Source organism: Klebsiella sp. JB_Kp004 (assembly GCF_040065795.1).
Taxonomy (GTDB): Bacteria; Pseudomonadota; Gammaproteobacteria; order Enterobacterales; family Enterobacteriaceae; genus Klebsiella; species Klebsiella quasipneumoniae.
Window position 1 is genome coordinate 84,870 of sequence record NZ_JBEAKW010000047.1, and the last position, 19,675, is coordinate 104,544.

At 59.5% G+C, this 19,675-nt stretch carries 15 protein-coding genes; 14 read left to right on the forward strand and 1 reads right to left on the reverse strand.

What is annotated here, in order from left to right:
• Window positions 1-35 precede the first annotated feature (35 nt).
• The 10 genes from cmk to ABLX76_RS21670 all read left to right on the forward strand — a co-directional run bounded on the left by cmk (window position 36) and on the right by ABLX76_RS21670 (window position 11,498).
• Window positions 36-719 carry a (d)CMP kinase gene (cmk, locus tag ABLX76_RS21625; RefSeq protein ID WP_241516024.1) on the forward strand — a complete coding sequence of 228 codons (684 nt, stop codon included), beginning with the start codon at window positions 36-38 and terminating at the stop codon, window positions 717-719.
• A 133-nt stretch (window positions 720-852) separates the two neighbouring features.
• The gene (gene rpsA / locus ABLX76_RS21630; protein WP_002898162.1) at window positions 853-2,526 is read left to right on the forward strand and encodes a 30S ribosomal protein S1; all 1,674 of its coding nucleotides are present in this window, start codon (window positions 853-855) and stop codon (window positions 2,524-2,526) included.
• Between the two features lie 151 nt (window positions 2,527-2,677).
• Window positions 2,678-2,965 (forward strand): integration host factor subunit beta, encoded by a 288-nt coding sequence (gene ihfB / locus ABLX76_RS21635; protein ID WP_002898165.1) that lies wholly within the window; start codon window positions 2,678-2,680, stop codon window positions 2,963-2,965.
• 202 nt (window positions 2,966-3,167) lie between these two features.
• Window positions 3,168-5,432: a ComEC family protein gene (locus ABLX76_RS21640; RefSeq protein ID WP_348875281.1), complete on the forward strand. Its 2,265-nt coding sequence runs from the start codon at window positions 3,168-3,170 to the stop codon at window positions 5,430-5,432.
• A gap of 36 nt (window positions 5,433-5,468) precedes the next feature.
• Window positions 5,469-7,217 carry a lipid A ABC transporter ATP-binding protein/permease MsbA gene (gene msbA, locus ABLX76_RS21645; RefSeq protein WP_004201387.1) on the forward strand — a complete coding sequence of 583 codons (1,749 nt, stop codon included), beginning with the start codon at window positions 5,469-5,471 and terminating at the stop codon, window positions 7,215-7,217.
• Window positions 7,214-8,194: a tetraacyldisaccharide 4'-kinase gene (lpxK, locus tag ABLX76_RS21650; protein WP_065812154.1), complete on the forward strand. Its 981-nt coding sequence runs from the start codon at window positions 7,214-7,216 to the stop codon at window positions 8,192-8,194. Before msbA ends, lpxK begins: the two co-directional genes overlap by 4 nt.
• A gap of 54 nt (window positions 8,195-8,248) precedes the next feature.
• Window positions 8,249-9,478 (forward strand): winged helix-turn-helix domain-containing protein, encoded by a 1,230-nt coding sequence (locus ABLX76_RS21655; RefSeq protein ID WP_087849037.1) that lies wholly within the window; start codon window positions 8,249-8,251, stop codon window positions 9,476-9,478.
• A gap of 63 nt (window positions 9,479-9,541) precedes the next feature.
• On the forward strand, window positions 9,542-9,724 hold the full coding sequence (gene ycaR / locus ABLX76_RS21660) for a protein YcaR (protein ID WP_004201390.1): 183 nt from the start codon (window positions 9,542-9,544) through the stop codon (window positions 9,722-9,724).
• Window positions 9,721-10,467, forward strand: a complete 747-nt coding sequence (gene kdsB / locus ABLX76_RS21665) for a 3-deoxy-manno-octulosonate cytidylyltransferase (RefSeq protein WP_023289025.1) — start codon at window positions 9,721-9,723, stop codon at window positions 10,465-10,467. The genes ycaR and kdsB overlap by 4 nt, the downstream gene beginning before the upstream one ends.
• Window positions 10,468-10,604: 137 nt before the next feature.
• A complete protein-coding gene (locus ABLX76_RS21670) occupies window positions 10,605-11,498 on the forward strand; it encodes a YcbJ family phosphotransferase (RefSeq protein ID WP_004201393.1) in 894 nt (297 codons plus the stop codon).
• Here ABLX76_RS21670 and elyC read toward each other — a convergent pair.
• The gene (gene elyC / locus ABLX76_RS21675; protein WP_032455272.1) at window positions 11,475-12,254 is read right to left on the reverse strand and encodes an envelope biogenesis factor ElyC; all 780 of its coding nucleotides are present in this window, start codon (window positions 12,252-12,254) and stop codon (window positions 11,475-11,477) included. The genes ABLX76_RS21670 and elyC overlap by 24 nt on opposite strands.
• A 121-nt stretch (window positions 12,255-12,375) precedes the next feature.
• On the opposite strand from elyC, the gene cmoM reads away from it, so the two are divergent.
• The 4 genes from cmoM to mukB are packed head-to-tail and all read left to right on the forward strand — an operon-like array spanning window position 12,376 to window position 19,628.
• Window positions 12,376-13,176: a tRNA uridine 5-oxyacetic acid(34) methyltransferase CmoM gene (gene cmoM, locus ABLX76_RS21680; protein WP_017899447.1), complete on the forward strand. Its 801-nt coding sequence runs from the start codon at window positions 12,376-12,378 to the stop codon at window positions 13,174-13,176.
• The gene (gene mukF, locus ABLX76_RS21685) at window positions 13,173-14,495 is read left to right on the forward strand and encodes a chromosome partition protein MukF (protein ID WP_002898189.1); all 1,323 of its coding nucleotides are present in this window, start codon (window positions 13,173-13,175) and stop codon (window positions 14,493-14,495) included. The genes cmoM and mukF overlap by 4 nt, the downstream gene beginning before the upstream one ends.
• A complete protein-coding gene (gene mukE, locus ABLX76_RS21690) occupies window positions 14,476-15,180 on the forward strand; it encodes a chromosome partition protein MukE (RefSeq protein WP_004150840.1) in 705 nt (234 codons plus the stop codon). Before mukF ends, mukE begins: the two co-directional genes overlap by 20 nt.
• Entirely contained in the window at window positions 15,180-19,628 is a 4,449-nt protein-coding gene (mukB, locus tag ABLX76_RS21695) for a chromosome partition protein MukB (RefSeq protein WP_348875282.1), read from the forward strand. The genes mukE and mukB overlap by 1 nt, the downstream gene beginning before the upstream one ends.
• Window positions 19,629-19,675: the final 47 nt, after the last annotated feature.

Genomic DNA, 19,675 nt, shown 5'->3' on the forward strand with positions numbered 1-19,675 from the left:
TTCGATATTTATGCGCCTTGCTGAAGGAGAAAAAGATGACGGCAACAGTTCCGGTAATCACCATTGATGGGCCTGGCGGTGCGGGTAAAGGTACGTTATGCAAGGCAATGGCGGAAGCGCTGGGCTGGCATCTGTTAGATTCAGGCGCGATCTACCGCGTTCTGGCGCTGGCGTCGCTGCATCATCATGTTGACGTGGAGTCCGAAGAGGCGCTGGTGCCCCTGGCTGCCCATCTTGACGTGCGCTTTATTTCTACTGACGGCAACCTCGAAGTGGTGCTGGAAGGGGAAGATGTCAGCGGCGAAATTCGCACCCAGGAGGTCGCGAACGCCGCCTCGAAAGTGGCGGCTTTCCCTCGCGTTCGCGAAGCGCTGCTGCGCCGCCAGCGCGCCTTTCGTGAACTGCCGGGGCTGATTGCCGACGGGCGCGATATGGGCACGGTGGTTTTCCCGGACGCGCCGGTGAAAATTTTCCTCGATGCCTCGGCCGATGAGCGGGCGCATCGCCGCATGCGGCAGTTGCAGGAAAAGGGCTTTGATGTTAACTTTGAACGTCTTTTGTCCGAGATAAAAGAGCGTGACGATCGTGATAGAAATCGCGCCGTGGCGCCGCTTGTCCCGGCTGCCGATGCATTAGTTCTCGATTCAACCGAACTAAACATTGAGCAAGTGATTGAAAAAGCGCTACAATATGCGCGCGAAAAATTGGCCGTTGCGTAAGCCTTAACCGGTCACGCGCCGAAGCCTCCGAATTATAGCAGTACCCCGCGGCAATGGATGGTCAGCGGGTATGTGAAACAACCCCATCCGGCACGGAGCCAGGTGGACGTTAATATTAACCTGAAGATTAAACATGACTGAATCTTTTGCTCAACTGTTTGAAGAATCCTTAAAAGAAATCGAAACCCGCCCGGGTTCCATCGTTCGTGGTGTTGTTGTTGCTATCGACAAAGACGTAGTACTGGTTGACGCCGGTCTGAAATCTGAGTCCGCCATCCCGGCTGAGCAGTTCAAAAACGCCCAGGGCGAGCTGGAAATCCAGGTTGGTGACGAAGTTGACGTTGCTCTGGATGCAGTAGAAGACGGCTTCGGTGAAACTCTGCTGTCCCGTGAGAAAGCTAAACGTCACGAAGCTTGGATCACGCTGGAAAAAGCTTACGAAGACGCTGAAACTGTTACCGGTGTTATCAACGGCAAAGTTAAAGGTGGCTTCACTGTTGAGCTGAACGGTATTCGTGCGTTCCTGCCGGGTTCCCTGGTAGACGTTCGTCCGGTGCGCGACACGCTGCACCTGGAAGGCAAAGAGCTTGAGTTCAAAGTCATCAAGCTGGACCAGAAGCGTAACAACGTTGTTGTTTCTCGTCGTGCCGTTATCGAATCCGAAAACAGCGCAGAGCGCGATCAGCTGCTGGAAAACCTGCAGGAAGGCATGGAAGTCAAAGGTATCGTTAAGAACCTCACTGACTACGGTGCATTCGTTGATCTGGGCGGCGTTGACGGCCTGCTGCACATCACCGATATGGCCTGGAAACGCGTTAAGCATCCGAGCGAAATCGTAAACGTTGGCGACGAAATCACTGTTAAAGTGCTGAAGTTCGACCGCGAGCGTACCCGTGTATCCCTGGGCCTGAAACAGCTGGGCGAAGATCCGTGGGTAGCTATCGCTAAACGTTATCCGGAAGGTACCAAACTGACCGGTCGCGTGACCAACCTGACCGACTACGGCTGCTTCGTTGAAATCGAAGAAGGCGTTGAAGGCCTGGTTCACGTTTCCGAAATGGATTGGACCAACAAAAACATCCACCCGTCCAAAGTTGTTAACGTTGGCGACGTAGTGGAAGTAATGGTTCTGGATATCGACGAAGAACGTCGTCGTATCTCCCTGGGTCTGAAGCAGTGCAAATCTAACCCATGGCAGCAGTTCGCGGAAACCCACAACAAGGGCGACCGTGTTGAAGGTAAAATCAAGTCTATCACTGACTTCGGTATCTTCATCGGCCTGGACGGCGGCATCGACGGCCTGGTTCACCTGTCTGACATCTCCTGGAACGTTGCAGGCGAAGAAGCAGTTCGTGAATACAAAAAAGGCGACGAAATCGCAGCAGTTGTTCTGCAGGTTGACGCAGAGCGTGAGCGTATCTCCCTGGGCGTTAAACAGCTGGCGGAAGATCCGTTCAACAACTACGTTGCTCTGAACAAGAAAGGCGCTATCGTTGTTGGTAAAGTGACTGCAGTTGACGCTAAAGGCGCAACCGTAGAACTGGCTGACGGCGTAGAAGGTTACCTGCGTGCTTCTGAAGCATCCCGTGACCGCGTTGAAGACGCAACTCTGGTTCTGAGCGTTGGCGACGAAGTTGAAGCGAAATTCACTGGCGTGGATCGTAAGAACCGCGTAGTGAGCCTGTCTGTACGTGCGAAAGACGAAGCGGAAGAAAAAGACGCTATCGCTACCGTGAACAAGCAGGAAGACGCGAACTTCTCCAACAACGCCATGGCTGAAGCGTTCAAAGCAGCGAAAGGCGAGTAATCTTTGTCATTCAGGTAATAACAACCTGAATAGTGACGAGTTTACTTGACAGATTGCAGGATTCGTCCTGTAATCAAGCACAAAGGGCGGCTACGGCCGCCCTTGTTTAAGCTGTTAGCTAATTTTTGCCTTGAAGGAAACCGGAGGAATAATGACCAAGTCAGAATTGATTGAAAGACTTGCCAGCCAGCAATCTCACATTCCGGCGAAAGCGGTGGAAGATGCTGTTAAAGAAATGCTGGAACATATGGCCTCAACGCTTGCTCAAGGTGAGCGCATTGAAATCCGCGGTTTCGGCAGCTTCTCTCTGCACTATCGAGCACCTCGCACCGGACGTAACCCGAAAACTGGTGATAAAGTCGAACTGGAAGGTAAGTACGTTCCGCACTTTAAGCCCGGGAAAGAATTACGTGACCGCGCCAATATTTATGAAGGGTGAGTTGCACGACGTGCAACCTGCCTGACGATAAAAGCACCTTTGGGTGCTTTTTTTGTACCCGCCATTTGCGTTCCGCCTCGCAAAACAAAAGTGCCTGACTGCAAGCGTGACGATTGTCTGGAACGCTGCGCGCGCGCCTGAATACTGCCCCAGGACGCCAGCCTCGCTTTGCGTAACACTGCCCGCTCACAGGGAGGTGTTTATGCGTCTACCATGGCTTGCCGGATGCGCCATCATCGCAATACTGCCGCTACTCTGGCTACCCGCGTTGCCGGGGCCGGGCATTCTGGCGGTCGCCGGCGTACTGGCGATATTGCTGACCCGTCTGCGCGGGACGGTCGTCGCCGTTGTGACGATGACGCTTCTGCTGATGGTCTGGGGAGTTTTAAGCGCGTATCAGGCGCTGTGGCCAACGCAGCACCTCACCGGCGCCGTCCGTCAGGCGGAAGTGATCCTTCACGAGACGGATGGTCAGACCCTGCACCGCGGGCAGATTGTGCGCCTGGCGGGTCGCTTCCTGTTCCCTCCGGTTGGCGTGACTTTATACGGGGAACTTGCACCTGCGCCCGTCTGCGAGGGGCAGCGCTGGATGATGACGCTGCGCCTGCGGCCGGTGCATGGGCAGCTCAATGACGGGGGCTTCGACAGCCAGCGCTATGCGCTGGCTCAGCATCGGCCGCTGAGCGGGGGGATCGTCGCCGCTTCCGCGCTGGATACCCGCTGCAGTCTGCGCGCCCGCTACCTGGCGTCGCTGACCCGGCGATTGCAGACTTATCCCTGGCATCCGGTGATGCTGGGGCTGGGAATGGGGGAGCGGCTGGCGCTGCCGGCGGAGATAAAGGTCCTGATGCAGAACACAGGCACCTCCCACCTGATGGCTATCTCCGGTTTGCATATTGCTCTCGCGGCTTCCCTGATCGTGCTCCTGCTGCGCGGATTACAGTCACTTTTACCGGGGCGCTGGATCGGCTGGCGGCTACCGCTGCTGGCCGGGCTGGCGGGCGCCGTCGGCTATGCCTGGCTGACCGGTATGCAGCCGCCGGCCCTGCGCACTTGCGTAGGGCTTGCGGTCTGCTGTGCTTTACGTTTGTTGGGTCAACGCTGGACGGCATGGCAGGTGTGGCTCTGCTGTTTGGGGGCGATACTGGTTGCCGATCCGTTAGCGGTGTTGTCGCAAAGCCTGTGGCTATCCGCCTTCGCCGTGGCGGGGCTGATATTCTGGTACCAGTGGTTACCGCTGCCTGACAGCCGCTGGCGCTGGCCGTGGAAAGCCCTGTTCGCCCTCGCGCATTTGCAGGCTGGCGTGACGCTGCTGCTGATGCCGCTGCAACTGCTGCTCTTCCACGGCATAAGCCTGACGTCGATGGCCGCCAATTTGTTGGCGGTACCGTTAGTGACCCTGCTGGCGGTGCCGCTCATTCTCGCCGGAATGCTGCTGCATCTCACTGGACCGGAGATGGTGGCGTCGCTGAACTGGCTGGCAGCCGATCGCGTGCTGGCGGTATTGTTCTGGGGGTTACGACGTTTACCGGACGGCTGGCTGACGTTGGATGCCCGCTGGCTCTGGATCAGTAGCCTGCCGTGGCTGCTGGTGATGGGCTGGCGTTTTCAGAGCTGGCGACATTCGCCGGCGCTGTGTCTGAGCGTGCTGTTTTTGCTGACGCGGCCATTCAGCCGGCAACCGCCCGCGGACCAATGGCAGGTGACGATGCTGGATGTCGGGCAGGGGCTGGCGATGGTGATCGAGCGTTACGGCAAGGCGTTATTGTACGATACCGGGCCGGCATGGCCGCAGGGCGACAGCGGTCGACAGGTGATTATCCCGTGGCTGCGCTGGCACCATCTGCAGCTGCAGGGGATTATGCTGAGCCACGAGCATCTTGACCATCGCGGCGGCCTCGAATCGGTGCTGCAGGCATGGCCGCAGGCGTGGGTGCGCAGCCCGCCAGGCTGGTCGGGTCATCTGCCGTGCCATCGCGGCGAGCGCTGGCAGTGGCAGGGACTCACTTTCCAGGCGCTGTGGCCGCTGCCGGGCAGCACGGCAAAGGGAAATAATCACTCCTGCGTGGTGCGGATCGATGACGGTCGCTCCAGCATCCTGCTGACCGGCGATATAGAACGTCAGGCGGAGCAGGCGATGATCAGCCGCTACTGGCAGCATCTGGCGTCTACACTTATTCAGGTTCCCCATCACGGCAGCAACACCTCCTCCAGCGAGCTGCTGATCCGGCGGGTGGATGGCGCGGCCGCGCTGGTTTCCGCTTCGCGCTACAATGCGTGGCGGATGCCCTCGCAGAAGGTCGTTCAGCGTTATCGCCAGCGGGGGTATCGCTGGTTCGCCACGCCGCAGCAGGGGCAGATAACGGTGGTTTTTTCTGCAGAAGGGTGGCAAATCCATAGCTTACGGGATCAAGTTTTACCACGTTGGTATCATCAGTGGTTTGGCGCGCCCGCCGATAACGGGTAGAATATGCGGCTATTTCAACACAAGCTGGTTTATTGAATGCAGAACGATAAAGATCTCTCCACGTGGCAGACCTTCCGCCGACTTTGGCCGATTATTGCACCGTTTAAAGCCGGGCTAATCGTAGCGGCGGTGGCGTTAGTGCTTAACGCGGGCAGTGACACCTTCATGTTATCGCTTCTTAAACCGTTATTGGATGATGGTTTTGGTAAAACGGATCGCTCAGTGCTGCTATGGATGCCGCTGGTGGTTATCGGGCTGATGGTGCTGCGTGGGATCACCAGCTACATCTCGAGCTATTGTATCTCCTGGGTTTCCGGCAAGGTGGTGATGACCATGCGTCGTCGCCTGTTCGGCCACATGATGGGTATGCCGGTGGCATTCTTTGACAAGCAGTCTACCGGGACGCTGCTGTCACGTATCACCTATGATTCCGAGCAGGTCGCTTCCTCTTCTTCCAGCGCGCTGATCACCGTGGTCCGCGAAGGGGCATCGATTATCGGCCTGTTCGTGATGATGTTCTATTACAGCTGGCAGCTGTCGCTGATCCTGATCGTACTGGCGCCTATCGTGTCGGTAGCAATCCGCGTGGTCTCCAAGCGTTTTCGCAATATCAGTAAGAATATGCAGAACACGATGGGGCAGGTCACCACCAGCGCCGAGCAGATGCTGAAAGGGCACAAAGAGGTGCTGATGTTTGGCGGCCAGGAAGTGGAAACTAAACGTTTTGATAAGGTCAGCAATAAAATGCGCTTGCAGGGGATGAAGATGGTTTCCGCCTCGTCTATCTCCGACCCGATCATTCAGCTTATCGCCTCCCTGGCGCTGGCCTTTGTCCTGTATGCCGCCAGCTTCCCGAGCGTGATGGACACCCTGACCGCCGGGACCATTACCGTGGTCTTCTCCTCCATGATTGCGCTGATGCGTCCGCTGAAGTCGCTGACCAACGTCAATGCCCAGTTCCAGCGCGGGATGGCGGCATGCCAGACGCTGTTTGCGATCCTCGATTCCGAGCAGGAAAAAGACGAAGGTACGCGCGTCATTGAGCGGGCGAAAGGCAATCTCAAGTTCGAGAACGTCACCTTTACCTATCCGGGTCGCGAAGTGGCCGCGCTGCGCAATATCAATCTCGATATCCCGGAAGGGAAAACCGTGGCGTTGGTGGGACGCTCCGGGTCGGGTAAATCGACCATCGCCAGCCTGATCACACGCTTCTACGATGTCGACGACGGGCAGATCCTGCTGGATGGCCACGACCTGCGCGAGTACAAGCTGAGCTCGCTGCGCGACCAGGTCGCGCTGGTTTCACAGAACGTGCACCTGTTCAATGATACCGTCGCTAATAACATCGCCTATGCCCGTACCGAAGAGTACAGCCGCGAGCAAATTGAAGAGGCTGCGCGGATGGCCTACGCCATGGACTTCATCAACAAGATGGACAATGGCCTGGATACCATCATCGGCGAAAATGGCGTGATGCTGTCCGGCGGCCAGCGCCAGCGTATTGCTATCGCCCGTGCGCTACTGCGTAACAGCCCGATCCTGATCCTCGATGAAGCCACCTCGGCGCTGGATACCGAGTCCGAGCGTGCGATTCAGGCGGCGCTGGATGAGCTGCAGAAAAACCGCACCTCGCTGGTTATCGCCCACCGTCTGTCAACCATTGAGCAGGCTGATGAGATCGTGGTGGTTGAAGACGGGCGGATCGTGGAGCGCGGAACGCACCACGACCTGCTGGAGCATAAAGGCGTATACGCCCAGCTGCATAAGATGCAATTCGGCGAATGATCGCGCGCATCTGGTCCGGTGAATCGCCGCTGTGGCGCCTGCTGCTGCCGCTCTCCTGGCTGTATGGCCTGGTGAGCGCGGTGATTCGCCTCAGTTATCAGCTGGGGTGGAAAAAAGCCTGGCGCGCGCCGGTGCCGGTGGTGGTGGTCGGTAACCTGACCGCCGGCGGCAATGGTAAAACGCCGGTGGTGATCTGGCTGGTGGAGCAGCTGCAACAGCGCGGCATTCGCGTTGGGGTGGTCTCCCGCGGCTACGGCGGTAAAGCCGAACGCTACCCGCTGGTGTTAACTGACCGGACCAGTACGGCGCAGGCAGGTGATGAACCGGTGCTCATCCATCAGCGCACCGGCGCGCCGGTGGCTGTCTCTCCGCTGCGCAGCGACGCGGTGAAATCGCTGCTCAGCGCGCACGATCTGCAGATTATCGTGACCGACGATGGTTTGCAGCACTATAAGCTGGCGCGGGACCGGGAAATTGTCGTCATCGACGGCGTGCGCCGCTTTGGCAACGGCTGGTGGCTGCCTGCCGGGCCGATGCGTGAGCGGGCGTCGCGCTTGCAAAGCGTTGATGCGGTTATCGTCAACGGCGGCGTGGCGCGTCCGGGAGAGATCCCGATGCAGCTGCGTCCCGGGATGGCGGTCAACCTGCTCACCGGTGAACGTCGCGATGTCTCTACCTTCACTAACGTGGTGGCAATGGCCGGCATCGGCCATCCGCCGCGCTTTTTCGCCACCCTCGAAAGCAGTGGCGTCCAACCGGTCAAAACCGTGGCTCTGGCGGACCATCAGGCGCTGAGCCAGGCCGATGTCGCCGCCCTGGTAACCGCCGGGCAGACGCTGCTGATGACCGAAAAAGACGCCGTGAAATGTCGCGATTTCGCCGCTGCGAACTGGTGGTATTTACCGGTCGACGCCATAATGGCCGATGAACGCGCACAGCGGTTGCTTGCGGACTTAGCGACGTTGGCGCAACGTTAACCGACGCGCCGGCTTTGCTCGCCGCTGTGCTGGAAATCCTGACGGAGAACCTGCATGTCGGTATTGCAACTATCGCTTAATGAGGCGCGCCACCTCCATCTCGCGGCGCAGGGGTTATTAAAAAAGCCCCGGCGTCGCGCTCGCCCAAATGACATCCTTTCCACCGTCCAGCAGATGTCGCTGCTGCAAATCGATACCATCAACGTGGTGGCCCGCAGCCCCTACCTGGTGCTGTTCAGCCGTCTCGGCAGCTATCCGCAGCACTGGCTGGATGAGTCGCTGCGCAACGGCGAGCTGATGGAATACTGGGCGCATGAAGCCTGTTTTCTGCCGCGCAGCGATTTCGCCCTTGTACGCCACCGGATGTTGAACCCCGACAAGATGGGCTGGAAATATCATCGCGCGTGGATGGAGGAGCATGCCGGCAGTATTGCAGAGCTGGTGGCGCATATCGGCCAAAACGGGCCGGTTCGCTCGGCGGATTTTGCCCACCCTCGCAAAGGCGCCAGCGGCTGGTGGGAGTGGAAACCGCATAAGCGCCACCTGGAAGGGCTGTTTACCGCCGGGGAAGTGATGGTGGTGGAGCGGCGCAACTTTCACCGCGTGTATGATTTAACCCGGCGGGTGATGCCGCACTGGGACGACGAGCGCGATGCGCTGTCCCGCGACGCCGCAGAGGCCATCATGCTGCGCAACAGCGCCCGCAGCCTCGGCATCTTTCGTCCCCAGTGGCTGGCGGATTACTATCGTTTACGTCAGCCGGCGCTACCGGGTCTGCTGGCGGCCTGGCAGGAAGAGGGTCTGGTGACCCAGGCCAACGTGGAAGCGCTTGGCGAGATGTGGCTCCATCGCGATGCGCTGGCGCAGCTGGAGTCCGCGCCCGGCGGTAAACTTACCGCCAGCCATAGCGCCGTGCTCTCGCCCTTCGACCCGGTGGTCTGGGATCGGAAACGCGCTGAGCAGCTGTTCAACTTCAGCTATCGCCTGGAGTGCTATACCCCTGCGCCGAAGCGTCAGTATGGCTACTTCGTACTGCCTCTGCTGCACCAGGGAAAACTGGTCGGGCGGATGGACAGTAAAATACATCGCAAAAGCCGGGAACTGGAGATCTTCGCCCTGTGGCTGGAGGATGGGGTGAAGATCACCCGTGGTCTGGAGCAGGGGCTGCGCCGGGCGATCAACGATTTCGCACGCTGGCAATCGGCAGAGCGGATCCTGTGCCGACGCCTGCCGGAAGGGCTGTTTGTCGGCCAGACGCAGGGGTGGGAAATCGATGCCGATTGATCCCGGCGCCGACCTTCCTGTGTTATGCTGCTGAGAAATCTATCCGGTCCATCAGGAGGAAACATGGATCACCGTTTACTTGAAATCATCGCCTGCCCGGTCTGTAACGGTAAGCTGTATTACAGTCAGGATAAGCAAGAACTTATTTGCAAACTTGATAGTCTGGCGTTTCCGCTCCGCGACGGCATCCCTGTGCTGCTGGAGACAGAAGCGCGTCCGCTGGCGGTAGAAGAGAGTCACTCATGAGTTTCGTGGTCATTATTCCTGCGCGTTTCGCCTCCACGCGCCTGCCGGGAAAACCACTGCAGGACATTAACGGCAAGCCGATGATTGTCCATGTGCTGGAGCGCGCCCGCGAATCCGGCGCGGAACGCATTATTGTCGCCACCGATCACGAAGATGTCGCCCGGGCGGTTGAAGCCGCCGGCGGCGAGGTCTGCATGACCCGCGCCGACCATCAGTCCGGCACCGAACGGCTGGCGGAGGTGGTGGAGAAGTGCGCGTTCAGCGATGACACCATCATCGTCAATATCCAGGGCGATGAGCCGATGATCCCCCCGGCTATCGTCCGCCAGGTGGCGGAGAATCTGGCTGCCAGCACCAGCGGAATGGCGACGCTGGCGGTACCGATCCACGATGCGGAAGAGGCGTTTAATCCAAATGCGGTCAAAGTAGTGATGGATGCGCAGGGCTATGCGCTCTATTTCTCCCGCGCCACCATTCCCTGGGATCGCGATCGCTTTGCCCACTCCCGCGACGCCATTGGTGATTCTCTGCTGCGCCACATCGGCATCTATGGCTATCGCGCCGGCTTTATTCGCCGCTACGTCAGCTGGGCGCCAAGCCCGCTGGAGCAGATTGAAATGCTCGAGCAGCTGCGGGTGCTGTGGTATGGCGAGAAGATCCACGTCGCCGTGGCGGCCGAAGTGCCCGGCACCGGCGTCGATACCCCTGAAGATCTGGCGCGCGTCCGCGCTGAACTGCGCTAGTCCTCTGTCCCCTCCTTGCAGGAGGGGATATCCCCTCCAGTTTTATGCTTTTTTTGCCCATTTTTGATCTTATCCGATGACAACCCAGATGCGGGCGCTCATTATGAAATCAGTAGTGTTCATAGGGGTAATCGACAATGGAACAGTTGCGAACCGAACTCAGTCACCTGCTTGGCGAAAAGCTGAGCCGGGTGGAGTGTGTCAGTGAAAAAGCCGCTACGGCGCTGTGGTCCCTGTATGACGCGCAGGGAAATCCGATGCCGCTGCTGGCGCGAAGTTTCACCACGCCCGGGGTGGCGCGGCAGCTGGCCTGGAAGATCTCAACTCTGGCGCGCAGCGGTACGGTGCGCATGCCGGTGGTCTACGGCGTGATGACGCACGAAGAGCATCCTGGGCCGGACGTGCTGCTGCTTGAGCGCCTGCGCGGCGTCCCGGTGGAGGCGCCCACCCGCACCCCGGCGCGCTGGGAGCAGCTGCAGGAGCAGATCGTCGAGGCGCTGCTGGCCTGGCATCGTCAGGACAGCGGCGGCTGCGTGGGAATGGTCGATAATACCCAGGATAATCTGTGGCCGAACTGGTACCGGCAACGGGTGGCGATGTTGTGGAGCACCCTGAACCTGTATCAGGACACCGGCCTGACCATGCAGGATAAGCGGGTTTTGTTCCGCTCTCGCGAGTGTCTGCCGGAGCTGTTCCGCGACTTCAATGATAATGCCGTGCTGGTGCACGGCAATTTCACCCTGCGCAGCATGCTGAAAGATCCGCGCAGCGACCAGCTGCTGGCGATGGTCGGCCCGGGGATGATGCTGTGGGCGCCGCGGGAGTACGAACTGTTCCGTCTCGCGGAGGGGGGCCAGGCCGAGCAGCTGCTATGGCGCTACCTGCAGCAGGCGCCGGTTTCCGAGGCCTTTGTCTGGCGGCGCTGGCTTTATCTGCTGTGGGATGAGGTGGATAGTCTGGTCAATACCGGGCGCTTTGACCGCGCCCGTTTCGACCTCGCCGCAAAATCACTCCTGCCCTGGCTCGCCTGAGCTGCCTTTCAGCCATTGCCAAACGCGACCGAGCGTTTCATAGCCGACCCGGTCGCTGTGCATCAGCCACACCGGAGAAGGAATGACCCGCTCCCACGGATTGAGCGGTGACGTGATCGCCATCTGATTAGCCGGTGCGGGCAGCGGGTCCAGACCGGCATGGCGAAAGAAGATCATCGCCCGCGGAAGGTGTGACGCCGAGGTGACCAGCAGGAAGGGGGCGTCGCCGATGGCGCCCTTCACCGCCAGCGCTTCCTCTTCCGTATCTTTCGGCTTATCGAGCACGATGATATCGCTGCGCGGTACGCCGAGGCTCTCCGCCACTCTCGCCCCGGCCTCCGCCGTGCTGACGGGGTTGGTTTTTGCCGCCGCGCCGGTAAAGATCATTTTCGATCCCGGATTCTCCTGCCACAGGCGAATGCCCTCCGTCAGGCGCGGCAGGCTGTTGCTGATAAGGTTAGAGCTTGGCGCCCACTCCGGGTTCCAGGTATAGCCGCCGCCCAGCACCACCACGTAGCTCACCGGCTGCTCGCCGCGCCAGGTGGGATAGCGATCTTCTATCGGCTTAAGCAGGCTGTCTGCCACGGGCTGCAGGCTCAGCAGCGCCAGCAGCAGCCAGCCGAGGCTCACGCACAGCTTCCCGGTACGTTGAAAGCGGCTGAACCATAACAGGGCGATCCCGATACCGATCAGCAACAGCAGGGCAGGAAGCGGCAGCAGCAGACCGCCGACGATCTTTTTTAGCGTGAAAAGCATGCCAGATGGTTCCTTTTTTAACCATATAACCAAAGTTATGTTCGGATCTTATAACAGATCGCTTCATTCTCGGCGCGGGTATGACAAAATAGCGGTTTTGTGTTGGCTTGTGGAGTCGCCCGTGCAGGATCGCAATTTCGATGACATTGCTGAAAAGTTTTCGCGCAATATTTACGGCACCACAAAAGGCCAGCTGCGCCAGGCGATCCTCTGGCAGGATCTGGAGCCGCTGCTGGCGCAGCTGGGGCCGGGACCGCTGAGGGTACTGGATGCCGGCGGCGGCGAAGGGCAAACGGCCATTAAAGTGGCGCAACTGGGCCATCACGTGACGCTGTGCGATCTCTCCGCTGAAATGGTGGCCCGCGCCCGCCAGGCTGCTGTCGATAAAGGTGTGATCGACAACATGCATTTTGTACAATGCGCGGCTCAGGATATTGCGCAGCACTTGGAAAGCCCGGTCGATCTGGTACTGTTTCATGCGGTGCTGGAGTGGGTGGCGGAGCCCCAGGCGGTGCTGCGTACCCTGTGGTCGACGCTGCGTCCTGGCGGCGGCTTGTCGTTGATGTTCTACAATGCTAACGGCCTGCTGATGCACAATATGGTTGCCGGTAATTTCGATTACGTACAACTGGGCATGCCAAAAAAGAAAAAACGCACGCTGTCGCCGGATTATCCGCGTGAGCCGCAGCAGGTTTATCACTGGCTGGAAGAGATTGGCTGGCAAATTGTCAGCAAAACCGGCGTGCGGGTGTTTCATGATTATCTGCGTGAAAAACGCCAACAGCATGACAGCTATGCGGCGCTGCTGGAGCTGGAGACGCGCTACTGTCGTCAGGAGCCGTACCTCAGCCTGGGTCGTTATATTCATGTCACCGCGCTTAAGAGCCAGGCTCATAGCCGCAGATGCAAGGATAAAGTATGAGTGAATTTTCCCAGACAGTCCCCGAACTGGTTGCCTGGGCCAGGAAAAATGATTTTTCTATCTCGCTGCCGGTCGACAGGCTCTCTTTCCTGCTGGCGATCGCCACCCTGAATGGCGAACGGCTGGAAGGAGAAATGAGCGAGGGAGAACTGGTGGATGCGTTCCGCCACGTGAGTGATGCGTTTGAGCAGACCAGCGAAACCATCAGCCAGCGCGCCAATAACGCCATCAACGATTTGGTGCGCCAGCGTCTGCTGAACCGCTTTACCAGCGAAATTACCGAAGGCAATGCAATCTATCGTCTGACGCCGTTGGGGATCGGGATCACCGATTATTATATCCGGCAGCGCGAATTTTCGACGCTGCGTCTCTCGATGCAGTTGTCGATCGTCGCCGGAGAGCTGAAGCGCGCGGCGGACGCGGCAGAAGAGGGCGGCGATGAGTTTCACTGGCATCGCAACGTTTTTGCCCCGCTGAAGTATTCGGTGGCGGAAATTTTCGACAGCATCGACCTGACGCAGCGCATCATGGATGAGCAGCAGCAGCTGGTGAAAGACGATATCGCGCAGCTGTTGAACAAAGACTGGCGCGCGGCGATTTCCAGCTGTGAACTGTTGCTGTCGGAAACTTCCGGCACCCTGCGTGAACTGCAGGATACGCTGGATGCGGCGGGGGATAAGCTGCAGGCGAATCTGCTGCGCATTCAGGATTCGACCATGGCGCGCGACGATCTCCATTTTGTCGACCGGCTGGTGTTCGATCTGCAAAGCAAGCTCGACCGCATCGTCAGCTGGGGCCAGCAGGCGATTGACCTGTGGATCGGCTATGACCGCCACGTGCACAAGTTTATCCGTACCGCTATCGATATGGATAAGAACCGCGTCTTCGCACAGCGTCTGCGCCAGTCGGTACAGACCTATTTTGATGAGCCGTGGGCGCTGACTTACGCCAACGCCGACCGTCTGCTGGATATGCGCGACGAGGAGATGGCCCTGCGCGATGAAGAGGTCACCGGCGAGCTGCCTGCGGACCTTGAATTTGAAGAGTTTAACGAAATTCGCGAGCAGCTGGCGGCGCTGATCGAAGCGCAGCTGGCGGTCTATAAAGAGAAAGGAATACCGCTGGATCTCGGCCTGGTGGCGCGGGAGTTCCTGGCGCAATATCCGCGCGGGCGTCACTTTGACGTGGCGCGGATCGTCGTGGATCAGGCGGTACAGCTGGGCGTCGCCCAGGCAGATTTCACCGGACTGCCAGCCAAATGGCAGCCGATTAATGATTACGGAGCCAAGGTACAGGCGCATGTCATTGACAAATATTGAACAAGTGATGCCGGTTAAGCTGGCGCAGGCGTTGGCCAATCCGTTATTTCCGGCGCTGGACAGCGCCCTGCGCGCGGGCCGACATATCGGCCTCGACGAGCTGGATAATCACGCATTTTTGATGGATTTCCAGGATTATCTGGAAGAGTTTTATGCTCGCTATAACGTCGAGCTGATCCGCGCGCCGGAGGGCTTCTTCTACCTTCGCCCGCGTTCCACAACCCTGATTTCACGCTCGGTGCTGTCCGAACTGGATATGATGGTGGGCAAAATTCTTTGCTATCTCTATCTCAGCCCGGAGCGCCTGGCAAATGAAGGGATTTTCACCCAGCAGGAGCTGTATGACGAGCTGCTGACCCTGGCGGATGAATCCAGGCTGCTGAAGCTGGTCAACAACCGTTCCACCGGTTCGGATCTGGACCGCCAGAAGCTGCAGGAAAAAATGCGCGCGTCGCTTAACCGCCTGCGCCGTCTGGGGATGGTGTGGTTTATGGGCCATGACAGCAGCAAGTTCCGTATTACCGAATCGGTATTCCGCTTTGGCGCCGATGTGCGCGCCGGCGACGACCCACGCGAGGCGCAGCGCCGCCTGATCCGCGACGGGGAAGCGATGGCCCTGGAAAATCACCTGCAGCTCAATGATGAGAATGAAGAGAACCAGCCGGATAGCGGGGAGGAAGAGTAATGATTGAACGCGGTAAGTTTCGCTCGCTGACGCTGGTTAACTGGAACGGTTTCTTTGCCCGGACCTTTGATCTTGATGAACTGGTCACCACCCTCTCCGGGGGGAACGGCGCCGGTAAGTCGACGACCATGGCGGCCTTCGTCACGGCGCTGATCCCCGATTTAACCCTGCTGCACTTCCGTAACACCACCGAAGCGGGGGCCACCAGCGGCTCACGCGATAAAGGCCTGCACGGGAAGCTGCGCGCCGGGGTCTGTTACTCCGTGCTCGACGTCATCAACTCCCGCCATCAGCGCGTGGTGGTCGGCGTGCGTCTGCAGCAGGTTGCCGGGCGCGATCGCAAAGTCGATATCAAGCCTTTCGCCATTCAGGGGCTGCCCACCGCTATCCTGCCGACCCAGCTGTTAACCGAAACGCTGAACGATCGCCAGGCGCGCGTGGTCAGTCTCAATGAGCTGAAAGACAAGCTCGAGGCGATGGAAGGGGTCCAGTTTAAGCAGTTCAACTCGATCACCGAGTATCACTCGCTGATGTTCGACCTGGGCGTGGTGGCGCGTCGTCTGCGTTCCGCCTCCGATCGAAGTAAATACTATCGCCTGATCGAGGCCTCGCTGTACGGCGGGATCTCCAGCACCATTACCCGCTCGCTGCGCGACTACCTGTTGCCGGAAAACAGCGGCGTGCGTAAGGCATTCCAGGATATGGAAGCGGCGCTGCGGGAAAACCGCATGACCCTCGAGGCGATCCGCGTCACCCAGTCCGATCGCGATCTGTTCAAACACCTGATCAGCGAAGCCACCAACTACGTGGCGGCGGACTATATGCGTCACGCCAACGAGCGGCGCATTCATCTTGATAAGGCGCTGGAGTATCGTCGCGATCTCTTTACCTCGCGTTCGCAGCTGGCGGCAGAGCAGTATAAGCACGTCGACATGGCGCGCGAGCTGCAGGAGCATAACGGCGCAGAAGGCGATCTGGAAGCGGATTACCAGGCCGCCAGCGACCACCTGAACCTGGTGCAGACCGCACTGCGTCAGCAGGAAAAAATCGAGCGCTACGAAGCGGATCTCGACGAGCTGCAGATCCGTCTGGAAGAGCAGAACGAAGTGGTGGCGGAAGCCATCGATCGCCAGGAAGAGAACGAAGCCCGCGCCGAGGCCGCCGAGCTGGAAGTGGATGAGCTGAAAAACCAGCTCGCCGACTATCAGCAGGCGCTCGACGTGCAGCAGACCCGCGCCATTCAGTATAACCAGGCGCTGCAGGCGCTGGAGCGCGCGAAGGCGCTGTGTCATCTGCCGGATCTGACGCCGGAGAGCGCCGACGAGTGGCTGGAAACCTTCCAGGCGAAAGAGCAGGAAGCGACGGAGAAAATGCTGTCGCTGGAACAGAAAATGAGCGTGGCGCAAACCGCGCACAGCCAGTTTGAACAGGCCTACCAGCTAGTGGCGGCGATTAACGGCCCGCTGGCGCGCAATGAAGCCTGGGACGTGGCGCGCGAATTGCTGCGCGACGGCGTGAACCAGCGTCACCAGGCCGAGCAGGCGCAGGGGCTGCGTAGCCGCCTCAACGAGCTGGAGCAGCGCCTGCGCGAGCAGCAGGACGCCGAGCGCCAGCTGGCTGAGTTCTGCAAACGGCAGGGCAAACGCTACGATATCGACGATCTGGAAACGCTGCATCAGGAGCTGGAAGCGCGCATCGCTTCGCTGGCCGACAGCGTTTCTAACGCGCAGGAACAGCGCATGACCCTGCGCCAGGAACTGGAGCAGCTGCAGTCGCGCACTCAGACGCTGATGCGCCGGGCGCCGGTCTGGCTGGCGGCGCAGAACAGCCTTAACCAGCTGTGCGAGCAGAGCGGTGAGCAGTTTGAGTCCGGCCAGGAGGTTACCGAATACCTGCAGCAGCTGCTGGAGCGCGAGCGCGAAGCTATCGTTGAACGTGACGAGGTCGGCGCCCGCAAGCGCGCCATCGACGAAGAAATTGAGCGTCTCAGCCAGCCGGGCGGTTCGGAAGATCCGCGCCTCAACGCGCTGGCGGAACGGTTCGGCGGCGTTCTGCTGTCCGAGATCTACGATGATGTCAGCCTTGACGATGCGCCGTACTTCTCCGCGCTGTACGGTCCGTCGCGCCATGCCATCGTGGTGCCGGATCTGTCGCAGGTTGCCGAGCAGCTTGAAGGACTGGAAGATTGTCCGGAAGATCTCTATCTGATCGAAGGCGATCCGCAGTCCTTTGACGATAGCGTATTTAGCGTGGATGAGCTGGAAAAAGCGGTGGTGGTGAAGATCGCCGACCGCCAGTGGCGTTATTCGCGCTTCCCGTCGCTGCCGCTGTTTGGCCGCGCCGCGCGTGAAAACCGCATTGAAACCCTGCATGCCGAGCGTGAATCGCTGTCCGAGCGTTTTGCGACCCTGTCGTTTGACGTGCAGAAAACTCAGCGTCTGCATCAGGCCTTTAGCCGCTTCATTGGCAGCCATCTGGCGGTGGCCTTCGAGGACGACCCGGAAGAAGAGATCCGCAAACTCAACAGCCGCCGCGGCGAGCTGGAGCGCGCGCTGAGCGCCCATGAAAGCGATAACCAACAGAACCGCGTGCAGTATGAGCAGGCGAAAGAGGGCGTGTCGGCGCTCAACCGCCTGCTGCCGCGCCTGAATCTGCTGGCGGATGATACGCTGGCCGACCGCGTGGACGAGATCCAGGAACGTCTGGACGAAGCGCAGGAGGCCGCGCGCTTTATTCAGCAGCACGGCAACCAGCTGGCGAAGCTGGAGCCGATTGTTTCGGTGCTGCAGAGCGATCCGGAGCAGTTTGAGCAGCTGAAAGAAGATTACGCCTATGCGCAGCAGACCCAGCGCGATGCGCGCCAGCAGGCTTTTGCCCTGGCGGAAGTCGTCCAGCGCCGGGCCCACTTCAGCTACTCCGATTCGGCGGAAATGCTCAGCGGCAACAGCGATCTCAACGAGAAACTGCGCCAGCGCCTGGAGCAGGCGGAAACCGAACGCAGCCGCGCGCGCGACGCGATGCGTGCCCATGCGGCGCAGCTTAGCCAGTACAATCAGGTGCTGGCCTCGCTGAAGAGCTCGTATGACACCAAGAAAGAGCTGCTCAACGATCTGTATAAAGAGCTGCAGGACATTGGCGTGCGCGCCGATGCCGGCGCGGAAGAGCGTGCCCGTGCGCGTCGCGATGAGCTGCACATGCAGCTGAGCAATAACCGCTCCCGTCGCAATCAGCTGGAGAAAGCGCTGACCTTCTGCGAAGCGGAAATGGACAACCTGACCCGCAAACTGCGCAAGCTGGAGCGCGATTACTGCGAAATGCGCGAGCAGGTGGTGTCCGCCAAGGCGGGCTGGTGCGCGGTGATGCGCCTGGTGAAAGACAACGGCGTCGAGCGTCGTCTGCACCGCCGCGAGCTGGCCTATCTCTCCGCCGACGAGCTGCGCTCCATGTCGGATAAGGCGCTCGGTGCGCTGCGTCTGGCGGTCGCCGATAACGAACATCTGCGCGACGTGCTGCGTATCTCGGAAGATCCGAAGCGCCCGGAGCGCAAAATTCAGTTCTTCGTTGCCGTCTACCAGCATCTGCGCGAGCGTATCCGCCAGGATATTATCCGCACCGATGATCCGGTGGAAGCGATCGAGCAGATGGAGATTGAGCTCAGCCGCCTGACCGAAGAGCTGACAAACCGCGAACAGAAGCTGGCCATCAGCTCCCGCAGCGTGGCCAACATCATTCGCAAAACCATTCAGCGCGAGCAGAACCGTATCCGAATGCTCAACCAGGGATTGCAGAGCGTCTCCTTCGGCCAGGTCAACAGCGTGCGTCTGAACGTCAACGTGCGCGAGACCCACTCGACGCTGCTTGATGTGCTCTCCGAGCAGCATGAACAGCATCAGGATCTGTTCAACAGCAACCGCCTGACCTTCTCGGAAGCGCTGGCCAAGCTCTATCAGCGCCTGAATCCGCAGATCGACATGGGGCAGCGCACGCCGCAAACCATCGGCGAAGAGCTGCTCGACTACCGCAACTATCTGGAGATGGAAGTGGAAGTTAACCGCGGCTCCGACGGCTGGCTGCGCGCGGAGTCCGGCGCGCTGTCCACCGGGGAAGCGATCGGTACCGGGATGTCGATTCTGGTGATGGTCGTCCAGAGCTGGGAAGATGAATCCCGCCGCCTGCGCGGCAAGGATATCTCGCCTTGCCGTCTGCTGTTCCTCGATGAAGCGGCGCGTCTCGACGCCCGCTCCATCGCCACGCTGTTCGAGCTGTGCGAACGTCTGGAGATGCAGCTGATTATCGCGGCGCCGGAGAACATCAGTCCGGAGAAAGGCACCACCTATAAACTGGTGCGTAAGGTGTTCAATAATCACGAACACGTCCACGTGGTGGGGCTGCGCGGGTTTGCCGCGCCGCTGCCGGAAGCGCTGCCGGGAACAGCCGACGCCTCCTGAGGCTGCGGCTACATTCTGGCGGCTAAGCGGTGAAGAGGGCAACGTTA

Excerpts from the sequence above, each read along its gene's own strand:
- cmk (WP_241516024.1), top strand. The coding sequence starts at position 36 with ATGACGGCAACAGTTCCGGTAATCACCATTGATGGGCCTGGCGGTGCG.
- rpsA (WP_002898162.1), top strand. The coding sequence starts at position 853 with ATGACTGAATCTTTTGCTCAACTGTTTGAAGAATCCTTAAAAGAAATC.
- ihfB (WP_002898165.1), top strand. The coding sequence starts at position 2,678 with ATGACCAAGTCAGAATTGATTGAAAGACTTGCCAGCCAGCAATCTCAC.
- ABLX76_RS21640 (WP_348875281.1), top strand. The coding sequence starts at position 3,168 with ATGCGTCTACCATGGCTTGCCGGATGCGCCATCATCGCAATACTGCCG.
- msbA (WP_004201387.1), top strand. The coding sequence starts at position 5,469 with ATGCAGAACGATAAAGATCTCTCCACGTGGCAGACCTTCCGCCGACTT.
- lpxK (WP_065812154.1), top strand. The coding sequence starts at position 7,214 with ATGATCGCGCGCATCTGGTCCGGTGAATCGCCGCTGTGGCGCCTGCTG.
- ABLX76_RS21655 (WP_087849037.1), top strand. The coding sequence starts at position 8,249 with ATGTCGGTATTGCAACTATCGCTTAATGAGGCGCGCCACCTCCATCTC.
- ycaR (WP_004201390.1), top strand. The coding sequence starts at position 9,542 with ATGGATCACCGTTTACTTGAAATCATCGCCTGCCCGGTCTGTAACGGT.
- kdsB (WP_023289025.1), top strand. The coding sequence starts at position 9,721 with ATGAGTTTCGTGGTCATTATTCCTGCGCGTTTCGCCTCCACGCGCCTG.
- ABLX76_RS21670 (WP_004201393.1), top strand. The coding sequence starts at position 10,605 with ATGGAACAGTTGCGAACCGAACTCAGTCACCTGCTTGGCGAAAAGCTG.
- elyC (WP_032455272.1), bottom strand. The coding sequence starts at position 12,254 with ATGCTTTTCACGCTAAAAAAGATCGTCGGCGGTCTGCTGCTGCCGCTT.
- mukF (WP_002898189.1), top strand. The coding sequence starts at position 13,173 with ATGAGTGAATTTTCCCAGACAGTCCCCGAACTGGTTGCCTGGGCCAGG.
- mukE (WP_004150840.1), top strand. The coding sequence starts at position 14,476 with ATGTCATTGACAAATATTGAACAAGTGATGCCGGTTAAGCTGGCGCAG.
- mukB (WP_348875282.1), top strand. The coding sequence starts at position 15,180 with ATGATTGAACGCGGTAAGTTTCGCTCGCTGACGCTGGTTAACTGGAAC.